Here is a 16,871-nt window from a genome sequence, read left to right on the forward strand (position 1 = left end):
ATGCGGGTTGTAGGGGAGGTCTTTAACCTCCCATGATGAACAATATCTATATATTTCGTATCAATAATTTGTTGTGCGATTAAATCTAATTTAACTAAAAAGAGTTAATTATGTGGGAATACACAACAGTAACTTTTAATAGCCTTTTTGATACTGAGAAAAGCTTAAAGAAAAAAAGTAATAGAGTGCTTGAACAGCATGGAAAAGATGGTTGGGAGCTTGTCAATTTCCAGTGTGTGGGTGCATTTGGTTCTATGATGGTATTTATATTTAAAAAAGAAAAAAGTAAGAGTACGTTATAAACATCATACAAGATTGAGTTGATTCGTTTTTTTAGATGGAGGAATTTATATGAAAAAAAATATTGCTCGCAAACTTTGGTTCTTTGGGGCTATTTGTTTTATAATAGCAGGAATAGTGGGCGAAAAAACAGAATTTATAGTATTAGGATGTGCATATATTTGTATTGGGTCTTCTATAAAAAAGAAAACTATAGATAAAGATGAAGCACAGAGGTAATGTTTAAAGTAGATTTGTATGTGAACAATTTTCAATATTGATATTATGACTAATATACGAGATGATTTACTTATTAATAGTAGAAAAAATGGCGAAAAAAGTTAATTAGGAATTGAGGCACAAATATGAATATAAAAATAAGAGCATACGATAAAAATGACATTTCAGAGTCAATCGCTATCTGGAATGAGATTGTTCAAGATGGTATTGCCTTTCCCCAAATGGATTCTTTAACAGAGAGTAGCGGTGATGAATTCTTTTCGCAACAATCCTTTACTGGCATAGCTTATGATGGGGACAGTAGAGAAATTATTGGTCTGTATATACTCCACCCCAATAATGTTGGGCGATGCGGACATATTTGTAATGCAAGTTATGCTGTAAAAAAGAGCGTGCGAGGTCATAGCATTGGCGAAAAACTTGTTATCCATTGTATGAATCAAGCAAAAGAATTAGGTTTCAAGATTTTGCAGTTTAACGCAGTAGTTAAGACAAATGAAAGCGCCCTTCGCCTGTATGAAAAACTTAAGTTTGTTCAATTAGGAATCATTCCTCAGGGATTTTTGATGAAAGATGGCACATATGAGGATATTATTCCTCATTACAGGGTGTTATAGTTTGTAAATACGGATTAGAGGAGAATAAAACACCAATTTCAGTACATAAGATGGAGGAAGAACAATGTCATATAAAAATGTAAAGAAATACTTTGAAGATGCTGGATTATGTGAGCGTGTGAAAGTATTAGAACAATCCAGTGCTACTGTTGAAATGGCAGCAGAAGCAGTTGGATGTGAAATAAAGCAGATTGCAAAAACCCTGTCTTTTATGGTAGGCGATGCACCTATACTGGTTGTTGCAGCAGGTAATGTTAAGATAGATAATAAAAAATACAAAACTACATTTCACCAAAAATCAAAAATGGTTTCAAGTGAATTGGTAGAGGAATATATAGGACACGACATAGGCGGTGTTTGTCCATTTGCAGTGAATCCTAATGTTTCAATTTATTTGGATATTTCTCTTAAGGAAAATGATATAATATATCCCGGTGCAGGTAATGAAAACAGTGTTGTAGAATTATCAATAGAAGAGTTAGAAACTCATTCGAGTTATAAGGGTTGGGTTGATGTCTGTAAAAAAGTATCATAAATTTTCTGAAGAAAATCACTTTCCATTTCAACATTACAATAATTGTCCCTTCGTTTCTTAAAAGGTGTTCATATTAATCCAGATAAAACTTTTGAAAAATATAAGAAGTAAATAGGGTTAGGATTATCACTGCTATAACATTGGGCAATAAGAAATTGCCGCCAAAGTGAATATTAAGTAGAAATTTCTTAAGGCGGCATATACATGAGATACGTAGGTAAAAATATCATTTTGAAGGATGGAACAAAATGCTTTCTTCGAAGTCCAGATGAACAAGATGCTGCTACTATGCTAGAGTATATGAAAATGACCTCGACAGAAACACACTATATGGTTAGATACCCTGAGGAAATAGAGCTAACAGACGCTAAAGAAGCGGAGTTTTTGAAGAACTATATAGAGAGTAAACAGGACATAATAATCGTTGCGTTTGTGGAGTATGATGTTTATTGGAGTTGTGTTCTTCACTTATGGTCTTTATTTTCTTGTGAAAAATTATAAACATGGAAAGTATATAAAAAAATACGGAGTATTATCTTATATAGGATTAGTTTTAATCGTTTTTGGATCGATATTGTTAATGGAGCCAGTATTTACAAAATTACCTGAAAATTCATCTGGACTTCTACCATTCTTTATAAGTTGAGGTATTTTTATGATAGCATCTAGATTATTGCTAAAACCTACATTTTTAAAAAAGTAAATACAAACTTATTGAGTAGATTAAGTGAATATTTTTTTTGGATTGCGAATGAACTAATTTAAATTTACAAGGAGAGGTAACGGAAGTGTCAGAAAAGAAAAGTTTTGAATTATGGGAGGATTCTGTTCATAAGATAAAATTTAAGGAGAGATCATTTGAAGAATAAAAAAGATTCTCGATATTTATTTTGGTCCCGAGTACTCAACCCAGTGGCACTTACAATATATGGTGTTGCTTGTTTTTATCTATACTCTTTATGCCAGTATGGTGGAGTGAAGAGAAGAATGCCAATAATCATTATTTGCATGGGGTTGTTATCATTGTGGTTTTTGTGGTGTGTTTATTCCAAGCATAAACACGAAAAGAAATCTCAAAATATGGTGCTGGAGGTTTCAAAAGAGAAACAATATGATGCAGAAAAAGATATAAGGAGAAGTAAGCTATGGTACTCGATTTCATGCTTTATTTTAGTAGGAATTACTGTTCTTACTGCACTTGGAGTCTATAATAGTGCTGTTAACTACAATGGGAAGCTATCTTGGTTACTGCAGGATCTAAAAAACAAACGACAAGTCGAGTATATCGAAAGCAATATCTATGAGCATGGACTGCAGGGCATATTTGATGCCATAGAAACAAGATTAGATCTTCCTAAGGATTTGTATGTTTCGTCAGATTTTATATTGAAATTTAATAAAGACGGAACCATACTTTCTTTTGACACTTTCTTGTATGGCCGAAATGAAGAAGGAGAGACCGAGAGTTTCCTGATTACTTATGATGACAAAAAGTCTAAAAAAATAACAGTTTATCTACGAGGAAACGTCAATGCAGATTATGATGATATACATAAATTTCAACCTTTGTTAGATGCTATGAAGGTAATTCCCTTGAAGGATACTATCTTACAATGGGAGCAAGAGGAGTTTGGTATTTTATATGCTGGTATACGCAACTGGGGGTACAATACCGCGGGAATTGTGACCATCGACAAGGAAGGAAATGTGAAAAAGAAAGAGTATGCTATGAATGAAATCGTAGGGTATACAATATCTGTCTATGTACCAGAAAAAGAGGACATGATTATTCCTGTCCGGTATATTCCCGATTGGGAGACTGTAATGATAGAGCCAGAGATGATTAAGAAAAATAATGTTATAGGTTACCGAGATTTTGATGGTGAAGAAGCTTTTTTTCTAGATGAAACACGAGGATATCGATTGACTGTAGCGGATGCTGCCTTAGGGAGCCGGTTCTACATTTTAGACCAAACACAAGATGCTGGGCTTACTTGGCAGACTTTAAATAAAGATCCCTTCTCAGGGGATGCAGGGGCCTCGGCAGGAATTACTTTTCTAGATGAAAAGCTTGGATTTATTGCCATGTCTCATAGCGGCGGTTCTTATGGGGAGCTATACTGTACAGAGGATGGAGGAGTTTCTTATAAAAAGATAAGCTTTCCTCCAGTTAAAGTGCCTTTAAATGAAAACGAGACTTACGAGGCTTTTGATTTTCCAGGTATGCCTTATTTACAAGATGAAAAGCTTGAAGTTTTGGTCGGACAAGGGCAAGATGGAGATTATAAAGGTGGCATTAAAGCTTTATATCAATCGCTAGATCGTGGCAACACATGGGAATATGTAGGAGAAGCCGATGATAAATAGAGAACAAGAAGACGAATCAAATAGAAGCCTAAAACAGATTGAAGGGGATATAGGCGTAAAGATGCAGCAAAGTACACATTGTGCCTTAACTATGGTGATGCATTCGTCATTTAATAAATTTTTAATAATTCATTTAGAGTTATTCAAGACTCCTATTGTAATATATAATTGAATAACATAAACATATGTGATTTTGTGGTGATTCATTCTATATTAGGAGGCAGAAAAATGAGATTTAATAAAAAATCAACGATGTTTGGCATCTTTATCTTTGGTGCAATGATTTTAGTAACTTCAGGATTTGCCGATGCGGCCCTTGGATCAGGGTATCAGAATCTAAAGAAGTCCTTAAAAACAACAACAGCTAGATTGGTAGATGATACGGATAACTTTAGTGTTGATATTACTACAACTTTCAAAGTTGACGGTAAGATTTATTCAGAAGAGACTACTAATACAAAAGTTGATATAAAAAATCAAGCTGAAGAAACAAGGACCATACAACTTGAAAAAGGCAATCACGTAGAATATTACTCCTATAGCGATAAAAAACAATATATAAATAAGAATTTTGAAGATGGATCCTATAATGTGGAAGAAAAACAAAAATCAAGGAAAAACACAAATGTAGCACAAAATCCTTTTGAAGAAGAGGAAGTCAAGGATGTAGAAAGGATTGTAGATGCATTTATAGGAAGTTTAGAAAATGTCATTCAAGTTGAGCAATCAGGTAAGAAGAAAATGTATATTGGAAATATAGGAGACTCAGAAATCCCTCCTCTCGTCAATGCGCTTTCATCCTTTGCATTCAAATATTCAACACTGGATGACTATACGATAAAGAAACTTAATATTCCATCTCCTAAATCCAATGTAACCCTTAAAGATGCATCAGGAAAAGCCATTGAAAACAAAGATGGAATTATAGAAGGTGGAATCTTCAGTGTAAATATGTCTGCAGAAGATGATAAGGGTGCTGAACACATTTATACTTTAGAGCTTTCACTGGACATAAAAGACATAAATAAGACCGTTGTCGTTGCTCCAAACTTAGATGGACAAAAGGTTACTTATAGCAAGCAAGGTTGTCCATTTGATGAGAAATACATTGGAAAATATAGCAATAATATCGTAGAAGTAAAGAAGAATTCCTTCGTAAAAGTTGGAGAAAGAATTATTGAAATCACCTCTGTTAAAGAGGGAAATGTAAAGGGTAAATATTACGAGGTTTATAATAAAGGATATGAACCAGATGTTATAAGAAGCTTTGAGTTTAGCTCCAATCAAGATGAGTCAGAATTTTACACAATAATAAACTATACAGACAACAATGGGAAAAAGAAAAAGGGAACTATAGATAGTACAAATTTACAAGACCTGTATGCAGCATTTGATGTAAAAATCGATGAAGAAAATGGTGGATACTCACATACAAATGATGAGGAAAACTTTAATAATGAATTTGTAAGAGTATTTGAATAGCAATATAAGGCGCAAAGGGCTTGAACTTTGCGCCTCAAACTATTCTAAAGGAGGTACAATATTGGATAAGGCAATTGTAATTGAAAATCTTTCAAAGACGTATAAGAACGATCGTGGCATACAAGATATTAATTTAGAAATTGATCGGGGAGACATATTTGGATTTTTAGGTCCTAACGGATCAGGAAAGAGCACCACCATGAAAGTTATGGTAGGTCTTATGAAAGCAGATAAAGGTGATGTGCGCCTAAATGGTTACAGTATTTCCCAGGACTATGAAAATGCAATGAAGAAAGTCGGTTGTATTATAGAAAGTGTAATACCCTTTACCTACCTGACTGCATACGAAAACATGAAATTATGCGGAAGGTTTTATGAAGGTGTTGATGATATGAGAATTGATGAATGTTTGGATATTACAGGACTTCTAAAATATAAAGATGAAAAGATAAAAAACTATTCATTAGGGATGAAACAAAGGCTTGGCATTGCCATGTCTATTTTATCAAATCCCGAAATCTTAATACTAGATGAGCCCTTAAATGGTTTAGATGTAGAAGCAATGGTAGAATTTAGAAAATTAGTCCTTAATCTATCACAAGAGCATAAGACAACTCTTTTTATATCCAGTCATTTAATACACGATATAGAGCTTACTTGTAATAAAGTAGGTATTTTGTACAATGGTAAATTTTCAGGTGTAGATAGCACACAAAATATTTTAAAAAACTACTCTACCTTGGAGAACTATTATTTAAGTGAGGTGGATTTGAATGGAGACTCTTAAAGCAGTATACATAAATGAGATGTTTAAAATATCTAAAAAGAAGAAGATTACAGCAGCATTACTCTTTTTATTGTTTTCAATTATTATAGCAGCTATTATAGTCTATTTTTTAAATAACTTTGCCGGGATACGCATCACAGGAAATTCAGACTTCTCTATTATGGTTTTAACGGTCTTAAGCTATACGCTATTTCCACTTTTTACTGCTTTTATTTGTATCGATATATTTGCAGGAGAATTTACGGATGGTACCATTAAATTAACCCTGACAGGGCTATCGCCAAGGATTAAAGTATTTTTAGGAAAAATTTTAGCTATTGCTACCTTTATCACGGCAAATCTTATTATTGTAATGATTTTATCTGTTGTAGTTTCCATATTCATAAATAGCAGCATGCCTAATCTCTTAAAAATAATACTAGCATATGCTATAGCGTTTTTGCCACAATTCATCTTTGCATTGGCAGTTGTTTTCCTTTCAAATATTTCTAAGGGAACAACAAGTGCTTTTATGCTTTCTATGCTTGTGTTTTTAGCATTCAATGGATTAGGCATGATCTTTCCAGGCTTTAAAAGTTTCTTTTTTACGTCTGCTTTCGATTGGTATACATTGATTTTAGGAAGTTATATCAATCTTAGTAAAGTACTTAGAGTATTTCTAATTTTGCTGGGTTACGGTATAATGTTATTTACAGCAAGTTATTACTCCTTTGAAAAAAGAGACATCTAGGATAAGATGATATGAACCTAAAACAGAGATTTCTAACACAAAGTATATTGATTTTTATAGGCACAATTCTTATTACGAGTTGTGTTGGTTTTGCCTATTTATATTTTTGTAATCTATTTAACAAATCTCCTATTACCAGTGGCATAGGAGAGGCGTCTATTTTGGTTATTGAAAACGATGATATGATATATAAAAATGAAGATTTTAGTAGCGCACAAGTAAAAGAGATCCTGATGAATGTAAGCATTGGGAACAACTATTATATTCATCAGAATACTAAATACAGGATAAGTACAGAGGATTTTACAACAGTAAGTGGTGATAATCACAATATTATAATCCTTAATCCGATTATAAATGTATGGGGTTATTATAGAAATCTTATGGCACTTGTTTTTACAACGTTCTTAATAGTGTTTGCTGTGGCAAGCATAATAGTACAAAAACAAAACATGAAAAACATCATAAATCCCATTACAAATTTGACAGAGGAAACGGAAAAATTAAGACATGGGGACCTTGAAACAGCCATTACAGATAAAGGATATGGAGAGATTAGAGATTTAGAAAGAGTAGTGGAACAGCTACGCCTCCAGTTAAAAAACTCTATATATTATGAGGAAAAAGTTGACGATAATCGAAAGTTTTTAATTTCAAGCATATCTCATGACCTTAAAACTCCTGTAACATCAATAAGAGGCTATATAGATGGAGTATTAGATGGGGTTGCAGATACCGATGAGAAGAAACAATATTATTTATCAAAAGCCGTTGACAAGACAAAGATAATCAATACGATGATTGAAGATTTACTGCTCTATTCTAAACTTGATTTAAATCAAATGCCTTTCGAAAAAGAAAAAATCAATGTTCGAAAATACGTAGAAAGTTGTATTGAAGATAGTTTGTCAGAATTTAAGGGTGAAGATAAAAGGATTGTCTTTGAAAATGAACTTCGGGATGAAGTCTTTATCACGATCGATGTCGACAAATTCAATCGGGTCGTTCAAAATATTATGGACAATGCCAAAAGAAATATCGAAAAACACTTAGGTCAACTCAAAATAGTATTAAGAGAAACGAACTCCTCGGTTATAATGGAGTTTAAGGACAATGGAAAAGGGATTAATAAGGAGGATTTGCCTCATGTTTTTGAACGGTTTTACAGAGCAGATGCGGCCAGAGAGGTTAAAGGGTCAAGTGGATTAGGACTAGCCATTGCAAAGCAAATAGTTGAAGAATTAGGTGGACAAATTTGGGCAATTTCTGAATTGGATAAAGGTACCTCAATTATGATTTCGTTAAAAAAGGTGAAAAAGTATGAAAAGGATATTAATTATTGAAGATGATCAAAGCATATCAGAGCTACAAAAAGATTACTTGGAAATGAGCGGTTATGAGGTTGTCTGTGCTTTTGATGGGGAAACAGGCCTTCATTATAATAAAAACGACCATTTTGATTTAATTATTTTAGATTTAATGCTTCCTGGAAAAGATGGCTTTGAAATATTAAAAGAAGTAGCAGATTCAAAAGAAATACCTATACTTATTGTGTCAGCGAAATCAGAGGAAGTATATAAGATTAAAGGATTAAACTTAGGAGCTGACGATTATATAACGAAACCCTTTGGTATGGGTGAATTAGTAGCAAGGGTAAACAGCCATCTGAAAACCTATGAAAAGTTTAGACACAGCTCTCAAAAGAAACAAATAAAGGTAGGTGCTTTATCCATAGATAAGGAAGATCATCGGGTTTTTATTGATGGGCATGAAGTACTTTTAACTCAAAAGGAATTTGAACTTCTTTTGTTTTTTATGGAAAATCCCAATAGAGTTTATAGCAAAGAAGAGCTATTTGAGAAAGTTTGGGGTTATGATGCACTATCCGATGCCACTACAATAACGGTACATATAGCGAGAATAAGAGAAAAAATCCAACAAAATCCTCAAATCAGACAATATATTCAAACGGTATGGGGAGCAGGTTATCGATTTAAAATCTAATAAAGAAAAATTTCGTAATTGTAGGAAATTACGCAATAACAGAATTAAATGGAGGGGATTTTGTTGACAATTTTGTTTCTTTTAATAGGAATAGCATTAATTATTAAAGGTTTTTTTCAGATTAATGGAAAAATGATTCCTTATAGTATAAAAGCATCAATTCAAGGTGATAAACTTTATAATTGATCAAAAATAAGTGGATTAATTAATATTAGATGGGGATGTACTTTATTTCTATTATCAATTGCAACCTTAGGTTTTGGTAATGGTTATATATGGATTTTTGTATTAGTAACTTTTTCTACAATCAATATAGTAACAACTTATAAGAATAATAGAAAGAATGTTTCGTAATATTTTAGATAATGTGAAGTTATAAAGATGGCAAAATTAATGTAAATAATGCAATAGATAGAACATATTGTCATGAGATTGTTATGGGAAAAATACTCAAGTGAAAAAGTTAATATACTTTTCAGTCCCCATAGCTTGGAGACTGAAAAGTCAGATGAATGGCGAGCAATATTATGATTTGATAGCCCACCTTAATTTTGTTGATCGTGCACGACTATTAGAATAGCATTCTTCTGCTGTTGGCCGAATAGGTTTTGAGGCTATATCACTATAGACTCCTTCTCGATAAAATTTCTGAAAAGATTTTTTGACGAGTCGATCTTCTCCAGAATGAAAGGAAAGTATAGCAACGCGTCCACCCTTGGCAAGAGTGGTAGGAAGCTTTTCCAAAAATTCATATAAGACTTCATATTCACTATTAACATCAATTCGTAATGCTTGAAAGCATCGTTGACAGGATTTTTTGATATCCTCTTTCTTGGTTTTTTCGGGAAGGAAGTGTAAAGCCTTCTCAATAATTTGTTGGAGCTGAGTAGTGGTTGTAATGTCTATCCCTTTTTTTATTGTATCGATGATAGCATGTGAGATTACGCTAGCATGAGGTTCATCTGCATTTTCTATTAACATACCTTCTAATTCATTTTGCTTCATTGTTTTTAAACGATTCGATGCAGACATCCCTTTGTTTGGGTTTAATCTTAAGTCTAAAGGACCATCACTTTTATAAGAAAAGCCCCTTTCTGGATTGTCTATTTGCATTGAGGAGACACCTAAATCAGCCAATACAAAATTCAGTGGCCCCGACTCAAGAGCAACCTGATCAATATTAGAAAAGTTCGTTTGCTTAAAGGTTATTATATCGGGACCAAAACCCAAGCGTTCTAAGCGATCTTGAGTACGTGGTAGTTCAATAGAGTCTACATCTAATGCGTATAAATGTCCTTTTGAATCTAAGCATTTAAGCATTTCTAGTGTATGCCCACCATAACCTAGAGTTGCATCTAATCCAACTTGTCCTGGTGTAATTTGTAAAAATTCTAGTATTTCATTTACACAAATGGAACGATGCGTACCTGCAGGTGTATTGCCTTTTTGAATAATCTTATTTACATCATCAGCATATTTTTCTGGTTGTAGTTCTTTATATTTTTCGTGAAAGGATTTGGGGTGAGTACCTGAGTATCGAACACGCCTCTTGTGTTTTTTCTTTTGATTATCTGGTGATGAATTCATTTATACCTCCATAGTTCCCTACTCTTTTGTATTTTAGTTGTCCGCCCCCATAAAATCGTGTAAAATTAAATATACGAAAGTGATATTATAAATACTTAAAAAAGTCTTTAGACAAACTGTTTGTTATTTTTTCTACTGTTAAATTCAAATCATTTTTAAAGGTGTTAATAGCTATAATTGAACCTGAATTTAAGTAAGCTTTGTCAAAATTTTCTTTCATGGCCTTGAATTCCTCAATATCTAATATATCGTCCTTCCTATCTATTGACTCATGCATCGGGCAATGCAAATAAAATATATATTTAGGTTTTTGAAATAGATATTTAAAAAAAATTTTTCCTATAAATTTTGTAAACCCTGCAGAATTATCATAAATTTCCCACACATATCTATCATAAATTACAATATAATCTTTAGACCAATGCCGAATAACCCTATACCACATTTCTATATATGCAGCTGACAAATTTAAAAACTTTGAGATGATTGTACTTTTTTTATTTTGATTTTTGTTGTTAAATCTTTTATGTCCTATCCAAGTAATATGGTCTCTTGGACCCATATATTGAATTTGCGATTTCTTTCCTAGAGATTCTTGTAATTTATTCACTGTAAAAGTAAAAAAATATTTTCAATAATTTTCCCTCCCAAAAAGTACTTTCACGCTTATATTAATTTGTAAAATAACTTTCAGTTAGCTAAGTATAACAAATTTATTCTATCATAGATAGTAATTGATAGTAATTCAAAAAAATGGTTTAACATTTAAATCTATTATATCATTGGTAAGATAATGTCACAAAATTGTACTTGAGTTTCCGTATTTTTATCCACAGGCTATATTTTTTATAGATTTGTTATACACAATTTTCAGAAAATGCTAAAAAATAAGGAATCCCTATCTCTTTTGTAGTAAAATTAAGCTCACTAAAAAAAATTACTAAACAAAATAGAAAGGATTCCCTATGGCTTATTTTACTACAAATACTTATACAATAAAACGTGAAATTTTAACATTTTCTAATAAATTCTCTAAAGGTCTCTCGAGACCTCAGAAAAAATTTGTTGCTGACATGACCTATGGCATCACTGGTGCTAGTATATAAGTATGGACACGAAAAGTCGAACACCTTATAATCAATATCATAATGTAAAAGCTATCGCATTAAATTTCTGCGATAGCTCTAAATGTGAGGTGTAGAAACAACATAAAGATTTCTTCTTGTCGTTTTAATTCATATTTAATAATCTACTTTTTCTTTTAAGAAATCTCCGGACCTTAATTCGCTAAAGGCTAGATCTAGTTCTTGCTTAGTATTCATTACGATAGGTCCTCCCCAATAAATCGGTTCTTCTAATTTATTAGAGCTGAGGTATATAATCTGAATATCTTTATCAAGGGACTCAATATCTAGCGAACTTCCTTCTGTTAACTTTACTGCAGTCTTTTCTGTTATGACTTCTTCTGCAACTTTAGCATCACCAATTAACAAAAATACCATAACGGATTTATCTTCTTCCATTTCAATGGTGAATTTTTGATTTGCTTCTAAGGTAATGTGATAGTAATCAAGAGGCAAGTATTTCCCTGTAAAACCCTTGTGATTTTTATAGCTTCCGCTTACAAGTCGCAATGTTCCACCTTTAATAGGTATTTCTTGAATCTCATCTTTTTTTATGCTGTGATATTCAGGTGATGACATTTTGTCCTTAGCGGGCATATTGAGCCAAAGCTGAAGTCCAAGAAGTTTTTCGGAAGCAGGGAGCGTTTCCTCATGTAATATTCCTGAGCCTGCTGTCATCCACTGTACTTCTCCATCTGTAATCTGATCTTGGTTTCCTAAACTATCTTTATGCACCATATTGCCTTTAACAATAAGGCTAATAGTCTCAATGCCTCTATGTGGATGCATTGGAAATCCTGCTGTATATTCTTCTGGATTTGTACTATCAAAAGAATCAAGCATCAAAATAGGATCATATGTTTCAGTGGTCGTATTTCCTAAAACTCGTACAAGATGTACTCCTGCACCATCTGTAGTTTGAAAACCAGTAACTTTATCTTTAATTGTTCTTTTCATCTTCATACCTCCAAGTATTGAATGGAATTAAATAATCTAAGGGTTCATGTAGATTAATACCCTATTAAATTAGGATTGAAACAAATCTCAATAGTATAGGATTAGCACTATCCACAATTTTATAATCATTTTTAATATTGATATAATGATAATATACACATATATCATTTAAGAACATTGTAGAGAAAAGTGACATTGAAAATTATGGGAGTATAGGGGGAAATAAGTTGAATAATAAATAATATAAAAAAACTTATAAACCATTTATAGTTTGGCTAATTGGGTATCCCATTATAGCAATTATGATTGGTAAAAGAATGTCTGATGTATCTACAAAAATATCTGTATTGTCTTCATTAATTATTATGATTATTAGTTTATACATATTAATGTTATTAATATATAAGGGTGAATATGTATATTGGATCAATGGTGGTCCTAATTATAAAGAAGCGAAATCAGCAGGTAGTGAAAAAAGAAAAGAATTTGCAAAAGCACATTTAGATATATTTTTAAAAATAATGTTGATATCGTTTTTATATGGAATCACAAGTTTATTGTTTCAATTTTCAATATGGGTTGATGTTTTGCTTATTTCCTTGCTGGTCATTATAGGAGCATTGTCAACAAACCCAATAAAATTTAACAAATAAAATTTATTGTAAATTGATTAGTAAGAGAAAGGAGATTTGATCTGAAAAATACAATGTTATGTTGAAAATGCAATTCGAGAGATGTATTAACAATACCAGGTGAAAGAGGTGCTTAGGGTGCTGGAAATAATATTATGGTAGGAATGACTGTTTTAAGTGCTGTAAAAGTAAGCAGATATCTTTGTTGAAAATGTGGATATTCTGAAGAATGGATTGATAATAAAGAAGATATAAAAAACTTCGTAACAGGTTTTACTAAAAATCAAAAATGTGACATATCTTTTTATATGCCACATTAGCAATGGAACCATGCAAAATCAGATTATTCCCAGACCAACTAAGATGCCAAAGCAGCCTGTTAGCATCATATCACCATATGGTGCAACTTCGTACCATCCTAACGGCTTGACCATAGATCGCTGTGGTCCGGTGACAGCGATATAGTCCCAGCCTGGAGTCATATCTGGGTGAAAGGCTGCACCGTGTCCACCGCCATTAAAAATTTCATCATTAGATAATTCATTATTTTGCATCTTTTTAACTAGAGAGACTAGAGAATCTGTATTCAATAAACCAGTATGATGCTCACATAATCCATAGATACGTTGACCACGAATAGCTGCGATTAATGTATGGGAATTGCCGATATTAATAGCAAGGATTCCTTTTTCTAGATGTGGTTGCACAGTAGGATCTGCCATAATACCTAATAGAGCAGCTGTTCCAGTATCTGTAAGTATTGCTCCAGGCACTGCATCTCGAACAGCCTTCATCCTAGTATAAACTTCTGGTATTTGTTCTGTAAAGATCAAGTCCTTTAGAATACCACCTTTGGCAATGAATTCTTCTAATAAACGGAATCTCACTATACGGTTGCTTTCCTCAGTGCTAAAACCGTGGTCTTGAACTGCTACAGCAAGCTGAGAAGGCAAAGCTTGGTTAAAGGCTCCTAGTGCCTTATCAAATGCTGCAAGATTAATATCTCCCATTCGTATCTTGCATACATTATCTGGTGTGACTTCGACGATTTCAACTCCCATTTCACGAACCTTTTCTAACTTATCATTAAAGGTATAGGCAGCCTCCTCTGTAGCATAAACTTTATGACCGGCCTCTAGATGTTGTTTTACAGCAAAAAAACATGCTCCACCACCCATTACATGACCGTAAAGGTAAATGTTTTGTCCTTGTCGTGTTGCTTGGCGAATCTGCTTTGCTATAAGCTGTGTATTACTAGGCATAACTAATTTAGGGCAATTTTCTATATTTTTATCAGCTTGATAGACTAAAACATCTTGAGTTCCAGAACCAACATCAATTACTAGGATGTCTTTTTGCTTAAACGATGATGATACATTTTTATATACTGTCATAACGAATTCTCCCTTACTTCAGTTTGTGTTATGTAAAATTATAGCACAATATATACTTAGTATCCTTTTTTAGGCTTCTTATAATCCAAATACCTTGCAAATATCATATTTGTTAAATCTGTTTTGTAGATTGAAACAATTAGTAAGAAAAAAATTAAGTAATAAAGTATAACAATAGTCTGAAATTTGGATGTAAAATTGTACATAAAATGATATGATTTTATCCTATGAAAGTAGTTGTGAACACTAAAGATTAAGTGATTATAAATTAGGGGGACATAACAAATGAAACATGAATGGAGAAAACACGAAAAGGAACTATATATACCAAAGCAAAAACCTGAACTTGTATCTGTTCCAGAGCAAAAATTCTTTATGATTAAAGGAAAAGGAAATCCTAATAGTGATGATTTCTCTGAAAAAATTGAAGTTCTCTATTCATTATCCTATGCTATTCGGATGATGCCAAAGCAAGGGTATACTCCTGAAGGGTATTTTGAATATACGGTATATCCATTAGAAGGGTTATGGGATTTGACGGAAGAGGGTAGAAGATTAGATACACTAGATAAAGATGAACTGCTCTATACGATTATGATTAGGCAACCGAATTTTGTGACAAAAGATATCGTAGATAAAGCATTTGAAATTGCAAGAAAGAAGAAATCAAATCCACTACTGGATGAAGTTTTATTTGATACTATTGAAGATGGCTTATCTGTTCAAATGCTTCATATAGGTCCGTACGATGATGAACCACAAACCTTTGAAAAGATGAAGCAATTTATAGAGGACAATCACTTTGAGATAAAAACTCTAAGGCACAGAGAAATTTATCTTTCTGATGCAAGAAAAGTTGAATCTGCAAAATTGAAAACCGTTTTAAGGTATAAGGTTAAAAAAGAAGTATAGAGAAAATATTTTTATTCATGAGCTGAAAACCTAACAATATCTAAAAAATCATCAAACAATAGTTAAACAGCTACTTCATGCGATTAAGGTACTTTTCTCATATATATAGATAAATTCTATTAATTCAACCGAAATTTCTGATTTGTTTGATATATAACAAATTCATATAATTTAACTGCAAGAACACGATGTGAGGTTTGTAGTCAAGCATTATATTAGCAAACAAGTAAATGCTTGGAACTGAATCATAGTGGAAACTGTTATAGTTAAATTATATAAGGAGGAAATATGAAATACACTAATATTTTTTCACCATTAGAAATTAGAGGAATGAATTTAAAAAATAGAATTGTTATGCCACCTATAGGTAGTAATTTTGCTTCCGTTAATGGAGAAGTAACAGAAGAAATGATGAAATATTATGAACTTAGAGCAAAAGGAGGAACTGCTCTAATAATTGTAGAAAATGCATGCATAGATTACCCAATGGGCACTAACGGAACAAAGCAGCTGAGAATTGATAATCTTCAATTTGTCCCAGGTTTATATGAATTAGTTGAAAGAATCCACGATTATGGTGCTAAAGCTTGCATTCAATTAAATCATGCAGGGGCATCTGCTTATGGATTAAGATTGGATGGACAACAACCAGTGTCTTCATCTACTACACCTTCTAAAACTGGTGGAGTAATTCCTAGGCCACTAACAAAAGAAGAAATCATCGAAATAGCTAAAAAATACGGAGAAGCTGCTACAAGAGCACAATTGGCAGGTTTTGATTGTGTAGAAATACATGCCGGACATTCCTACCTTCTTAGTCAGTTCTTGTGTCCTCTATTCAACAAGAGAATAGATGAATTTGGCGGAAGTTTAGAAAATAGAGCAAGATTTGCATCTATGGTTATTGATTCTGTAAGAGAGAGCGTAGGGCCAAGATTCGCAATCTCTTTAAGAATTAGTGCAGATGATATGCTAGAAGGCGGAAATACTCTTGAAGATTCTATTGAATTAATGAAATATTTAGAAGAAAAAGTAGATGTATTGAACATATCTATAGCTCAAAACGACAATCTATATTTACAACATGATAAAATGAGTCTACCAGAAGGTTGGAGAAGTTACATGGCTAGAGCTTTTAAAGAAAAATTTAATAAGCCTGTAATGACTTCTGGAAATATTCGTACGCCACAAATTGCTGAAGACATTATCGCTAAAGGTGATGCA

The 16,871-nt window shown here is 32.7% G+C and carries 19 protein-coding genes; 15 read left to right on the plus strand and 4 right to left on the minus strand.

The window, feature by feature from the left end:
- Window positions 1–110: 110 nt before the first annotated feature.
- From Q7P22_RS03915 to Q7P22_RS03970, 12 genes are all read left to right on the plus strand, one after another.
- Complete coding sequence (locus Q7P22_RS03915) at window positions 111–302, plus strand: DUF4177 domain-containing protein (RefSeq protein ID WP_113919450.1); 192 nt, start codon at window positions 111–113, stop codon at window positions 300–302.
- Window positions 303–351: 49 nt separating this feature from the next.
- Window positions 352–519, plus strand: coding sequence for a hypothetical protein (locus tag Q7P22_RS03920; protein ID WP_303860898.1), 168 nt, complete (start codon window positions 352–354; stop codon window positions 517–519).
- 125 nt (window positions 520–644) lie between these two features.
- Window positions 645–1,136 carry a GNAT family N-acetyltransferase gene (locus Q7P22_RS03925; protein WP_303860900.1) on the plus strand — a complete coding sequence of 164 codons (492 nt, stop codon included), beginning with the start codon at window positions 645–647 and terminating at the stop codon, window positions 1,134–1,136.
- A gap of 64 nt (window positions 1,137–1,200) precedes the next feature.
- The gene (locus Q7P22_RS03930; RefSeq protein ID WP_303860903.1) at window positions 1,201–1,671 is read left to right on the plus strand and encodes a YbaK/EbsC family protein; all 471 of its coding nucleotides are present in this window, start codon (window positions 1,201–1,203) and stop codon (window positions 1,669–1,671) included.
- Window positions 1,672–1,875: 204 nt separating this feature from the next.
- Window positions 1,876–2,172: a hypothetical protein gene (locus Q7P22_RS03935; protein WP_303860904.1), complete on the plus strand. Its 297-nt coding sequence runs from the start codon at window positions 1,876–1,878 to the stop codon at window positions 2,170–2,172.
- Window positions 2,173–2,529: 357 nt separating this feature from the next.
- Complete coding sequence (locus tag Q7P22_RS03940) at window positions 2,530–4,038, plus strand: hypothetical protein (protein WP_303860909.1); 1,509 nt, start codon at window positions 2,530–2,532, stop codon at window positions 4,036–4,038.
- Window positions 4,028–4,210: a hypothetical protein gene (locus Q7P22_RS03945; protein ID WP_303860911.1), complete on the plus strand. Its 183-nt coding sequence runs from the start codon at window positions 4,028–4,030 to the stop codon at window positions 4,208–4,210. The genes Q7P22_RS03940 and Q7P22_RS03945 overlap by 11 nt, the downstream gene beginning before the upstream one ends.
- A gap of 56 nt (window positions 4,211–4,266) precedes the next feature.
- The gene (locus Q7P22_RS03950) at window positions 4,267–5,520 is read left to right on the plus strand and encodes a hypothetical protein (protein WP_303860913.1); all 1,254 of its coding nucleotides are present in this window, start codon (window positions 4,267–4,269) and stop codon (window positions 5,518–5,520) included.
- 61 nt (window positions 5,521–5,581) lie between these two features.
- The gene (locus tag Q7P22_RS03955) at window positions 5,582–6,307 is read left to right on the plus strand and encodes an ABC transporter ATP-binding protein (protein WP_303860916.1); all 726 of its coding nucleotides are present in this window, start codon (window positions 5,582–5,584) and stop codon (window positions 6,305–6,307) included.
- Window positions 6,294–7,037: an ABC transporter permease gene (locus tag Q7P22_RS03960; RefSeq protein WP_303860920.1), complete on the plus strand. Its 744-nt coding sequence runs from the start codon at window positions 6,294–6,296 to the stop codon at window positions 7,035–7,037. The genes Q7P22_RS03955 and Q7P22_RS03960 overlap by 14 nt, the downstream gene beginning before the upstream one ends.
- Before the next feature lie 11 nt (window positions 7,038–7,048).
- On the plus strand, window positions 7,049–8,380 hold the full coding sequence (locus tag Q7P22_RS03965; protein WP_303860923.1) for a cell wall metabolism sensor histidine kinase WalK: 1,332 nt from the start codon (window positions 7,049–7,051) through the stop codon (window positions 8,378–8,380).
- A complete protein-coding gene (locus Q7P22_RS03970; protein WP_303860926.1) occupies window positions 8,358–9,041 on the plus strand; it encodes a response regulator transcription factor in 684 nt (227 codons plus the stop codon). The genes Q7P22_RS03965 and Q7P22_RS03970 overlap by 23 nt, the downstream gene beginning before the upstream one ends.
- A gap of 525 nt (window positions 9,042–9,566) precedes the next feature.
- Here Q7P22_RS03970 and rsmH read toward each other — a convergent pair.
- The 3 genes from rsmH to Q7P22_RS03985 form a co-directional block, all read right to left on the minus strand.
- A complete protein-coding gene (gene rsmH, locus Q7P22_RS03975) occupies window positions 9,567–10,628 on the minus strand; it encodes a 16S rRNA (cytosine(1402)-N(4))-methyltransferase RsmH (protein ID WP_303860929.1) in 1,062 nt (353 codons plus the stop codon).
- 85 nt (window positions 10,629–10,713) lie between these two features.
- Window positions 10,714–11,238 (minus strand): hypothetical protein, encoded by a 525-nt coding sequence (locus Q7P22_RS03980; RefSeq protein WP_303860931.1) that lies wholly within the window; start codon window positions 11,236–11,238, stop codon window positions 10,714–10,716.
- 631 nt (window positions 11,239–11,869) lie between these two features.
- Window positions 11,870–12,709: a pirin family protein gene (locus Q7P22_RS03985; RefSeq protein WP_303860934.1), complete on the minus strand. Its 840-nt coding sequence runs from the start codon at window positions 12,707–12,709 to the stop codon at window positions 11,870–11,872.
- Window positions 12,710–13,011: 302 nt separating this feature from the next.
- On the opposite strand from Q7P22_RS03985, the gene Q7P22_RS03990 reads away from it, so the two are divergent.
- Window positions 13,012–13,362: a hypothetical protein gene (locus Q7P22_RS03990; protein WP_303860937.1), complete on the plus strand. Its 351-nt coding sequence runs from the start codon at window positions 13,012–13,014 to the stop codon at window positions 13,360–13,362.
- A gap of 317 nt (window positions 13,363–13,679) precedes the next feature.
- Here Q7P22_RS03990 and Q7P22_RS03995 read toward each other — a convergent pair whose 3' ends face one another.
- The gene (locus Q7P22_RS03995; protein WP_303860939.1) at window positions 13,680–14,735 is read right to left on the minus strand and encodes a DUF1786 domain-containing protein; all 1,056 of its coding nucleotides are present in this window, start codon (window positions 14,733–14,735) and stop codon (window positions 13,680–13,682) included.
- 285 nt (window positions 14,736–15,020) lie between these two features.
- On the opposite strand from Q7P22_RS03995, the gene Q7P22_RS04000 reads away from it, so the two are divergent.
- A complete protein-coding gene (locus Q7P22_RS04000) occupies window positions 15,021–15,647 on the plus strand; it encodes a GyrI-like domain-containing protein (protein WP_303860941.1) in 627 nt (208 codons plus the stop codon).
- A 288-nt stretch (window positions 15,648–15,935) separates the two neighbouring features.
- The coding region (locus Q7P22_RS04005; RefSeq protein WP_303860944.1) for an NADH:flavin oxidoreductase at window positions 15,936–16,871 on the plus strand (936 nt) is incomplete at its 3' end.

Origin of the sequence: Alkalibaculum bacchi (genome assembly GCF_937875145.1) — a bacterium.
GTDB lineage: Bacteria > Bacillota > Clostridia > Eubacteriales > Alkalibacteraceae > Alkalibaculum > Alkalibaculum bacchi_A.

Excerpts from the sequence above, each read along its gene's own strand:
- Q7P22_RS03915 (WP_113919450.1), top strand. The coding sequence starts at position 111 with ATGTGGGAATACACAACAGTAACTTTTAATAGCCTTTTTGATACTGAG.
- Q7P22_RS03920 (WP_303860898.1), top strand. The coding sequence starts at position 352 with ATGAAAAAAAATATTGCTCGCAAACTTTGGTTCTTTGGGGCTATTTGT.
- Q7P22_RS03925 (WP_303860900.1), top strand. The coding sequence starts at position 645 with ATGAATATAAAAATAAGAGCATACGATAAAAATGACATTTCAGAGTCA.
- Q7P22_RS03930 (WP_303860903.1), top strand. The coding sequence starts at position 1,201 with ATGTCATATAAAAATGTAAAGAAATACTTTGAAGATGCTGGATTATGT.
- Q7P22_RS03935 (WP_303860904.1), top strand. The coding sequence starts at position 1,876 with ATGAGATACGTAGGTAAAAATATCATTTTGAAGGATGGAACAAAATGC.
- Q7P22_RS03945 (WP_303860911.1), top strand. The coding sequence starts at position 4,028 with ATGATAAATAGAGAACAAGAAGACGAATCAAATAGAAGCCTAAAACAG.
- Q7P22_RS03950 (WP_303860913.1), top strand. The coding sequence starts at position 4,267 with ATGAGATTTAATAAAAAATCAACGATGTTTGGCATCTTTATCTTTGGT.
- Q7P22_RS03960 (WP_303860920.1), top strand. The coding sequence starts at position 6,294 with ATGGAGACTCTTAAAGCAGTATACATAAATGAGATGTTTAAAATATCT.
- Q7P22_RS03965 (WP_303860923.1), top strand. The coding sequence starts at position 7,049 with ATGAACCTAAAACAGAGATTTCTAACACAAAGTATATTGATTTTTATA.
- Q7P22_RS03970 (WP_303860926.1), top strand. The coding sequence starts at position 8,358 with ATGAAAAGGATATTAATTATTGAAGATGATCAAAGCATATCAGAGCTA.
- rsmH (WP_303860929.1), bottom strand. The coding sequence starts at position 10,628 with ATGAATTCATCACCAGATAATCAAAAGAAAAAACACAAGAGGCGTGTT.
- Q7P22_RS03985 (WP_303860934.1), bottom strand. The coding sequence starts at position 12,709 with ATGAAAAGAACAATTAAAGATAAAGTTACTGGTTTTCAAACTACAGAT.
- Q7P22_RS03990 (WP_303860937.1), top strand. The coding sequence starts at position 13,012 with ATGATTGGTAAAAGAATGTCTGATGTATCTACAAAAATATCTGTATTG.
- Q7P22_RS03995 (WP_303860939.1), bottom strand. The coding sequence starts at position 14,735 with ATGACAGTATATAAAAATGTATCATCATCGTTTAAGCAAAAAGACATC.
- Q7P22_RS04000 (WP_303860941.1), top strand. The coding sequence starts at position 15,021 with ATGAAACATGAATGGAGAAAACACGAAAAGGAACTATATATACCAAAG.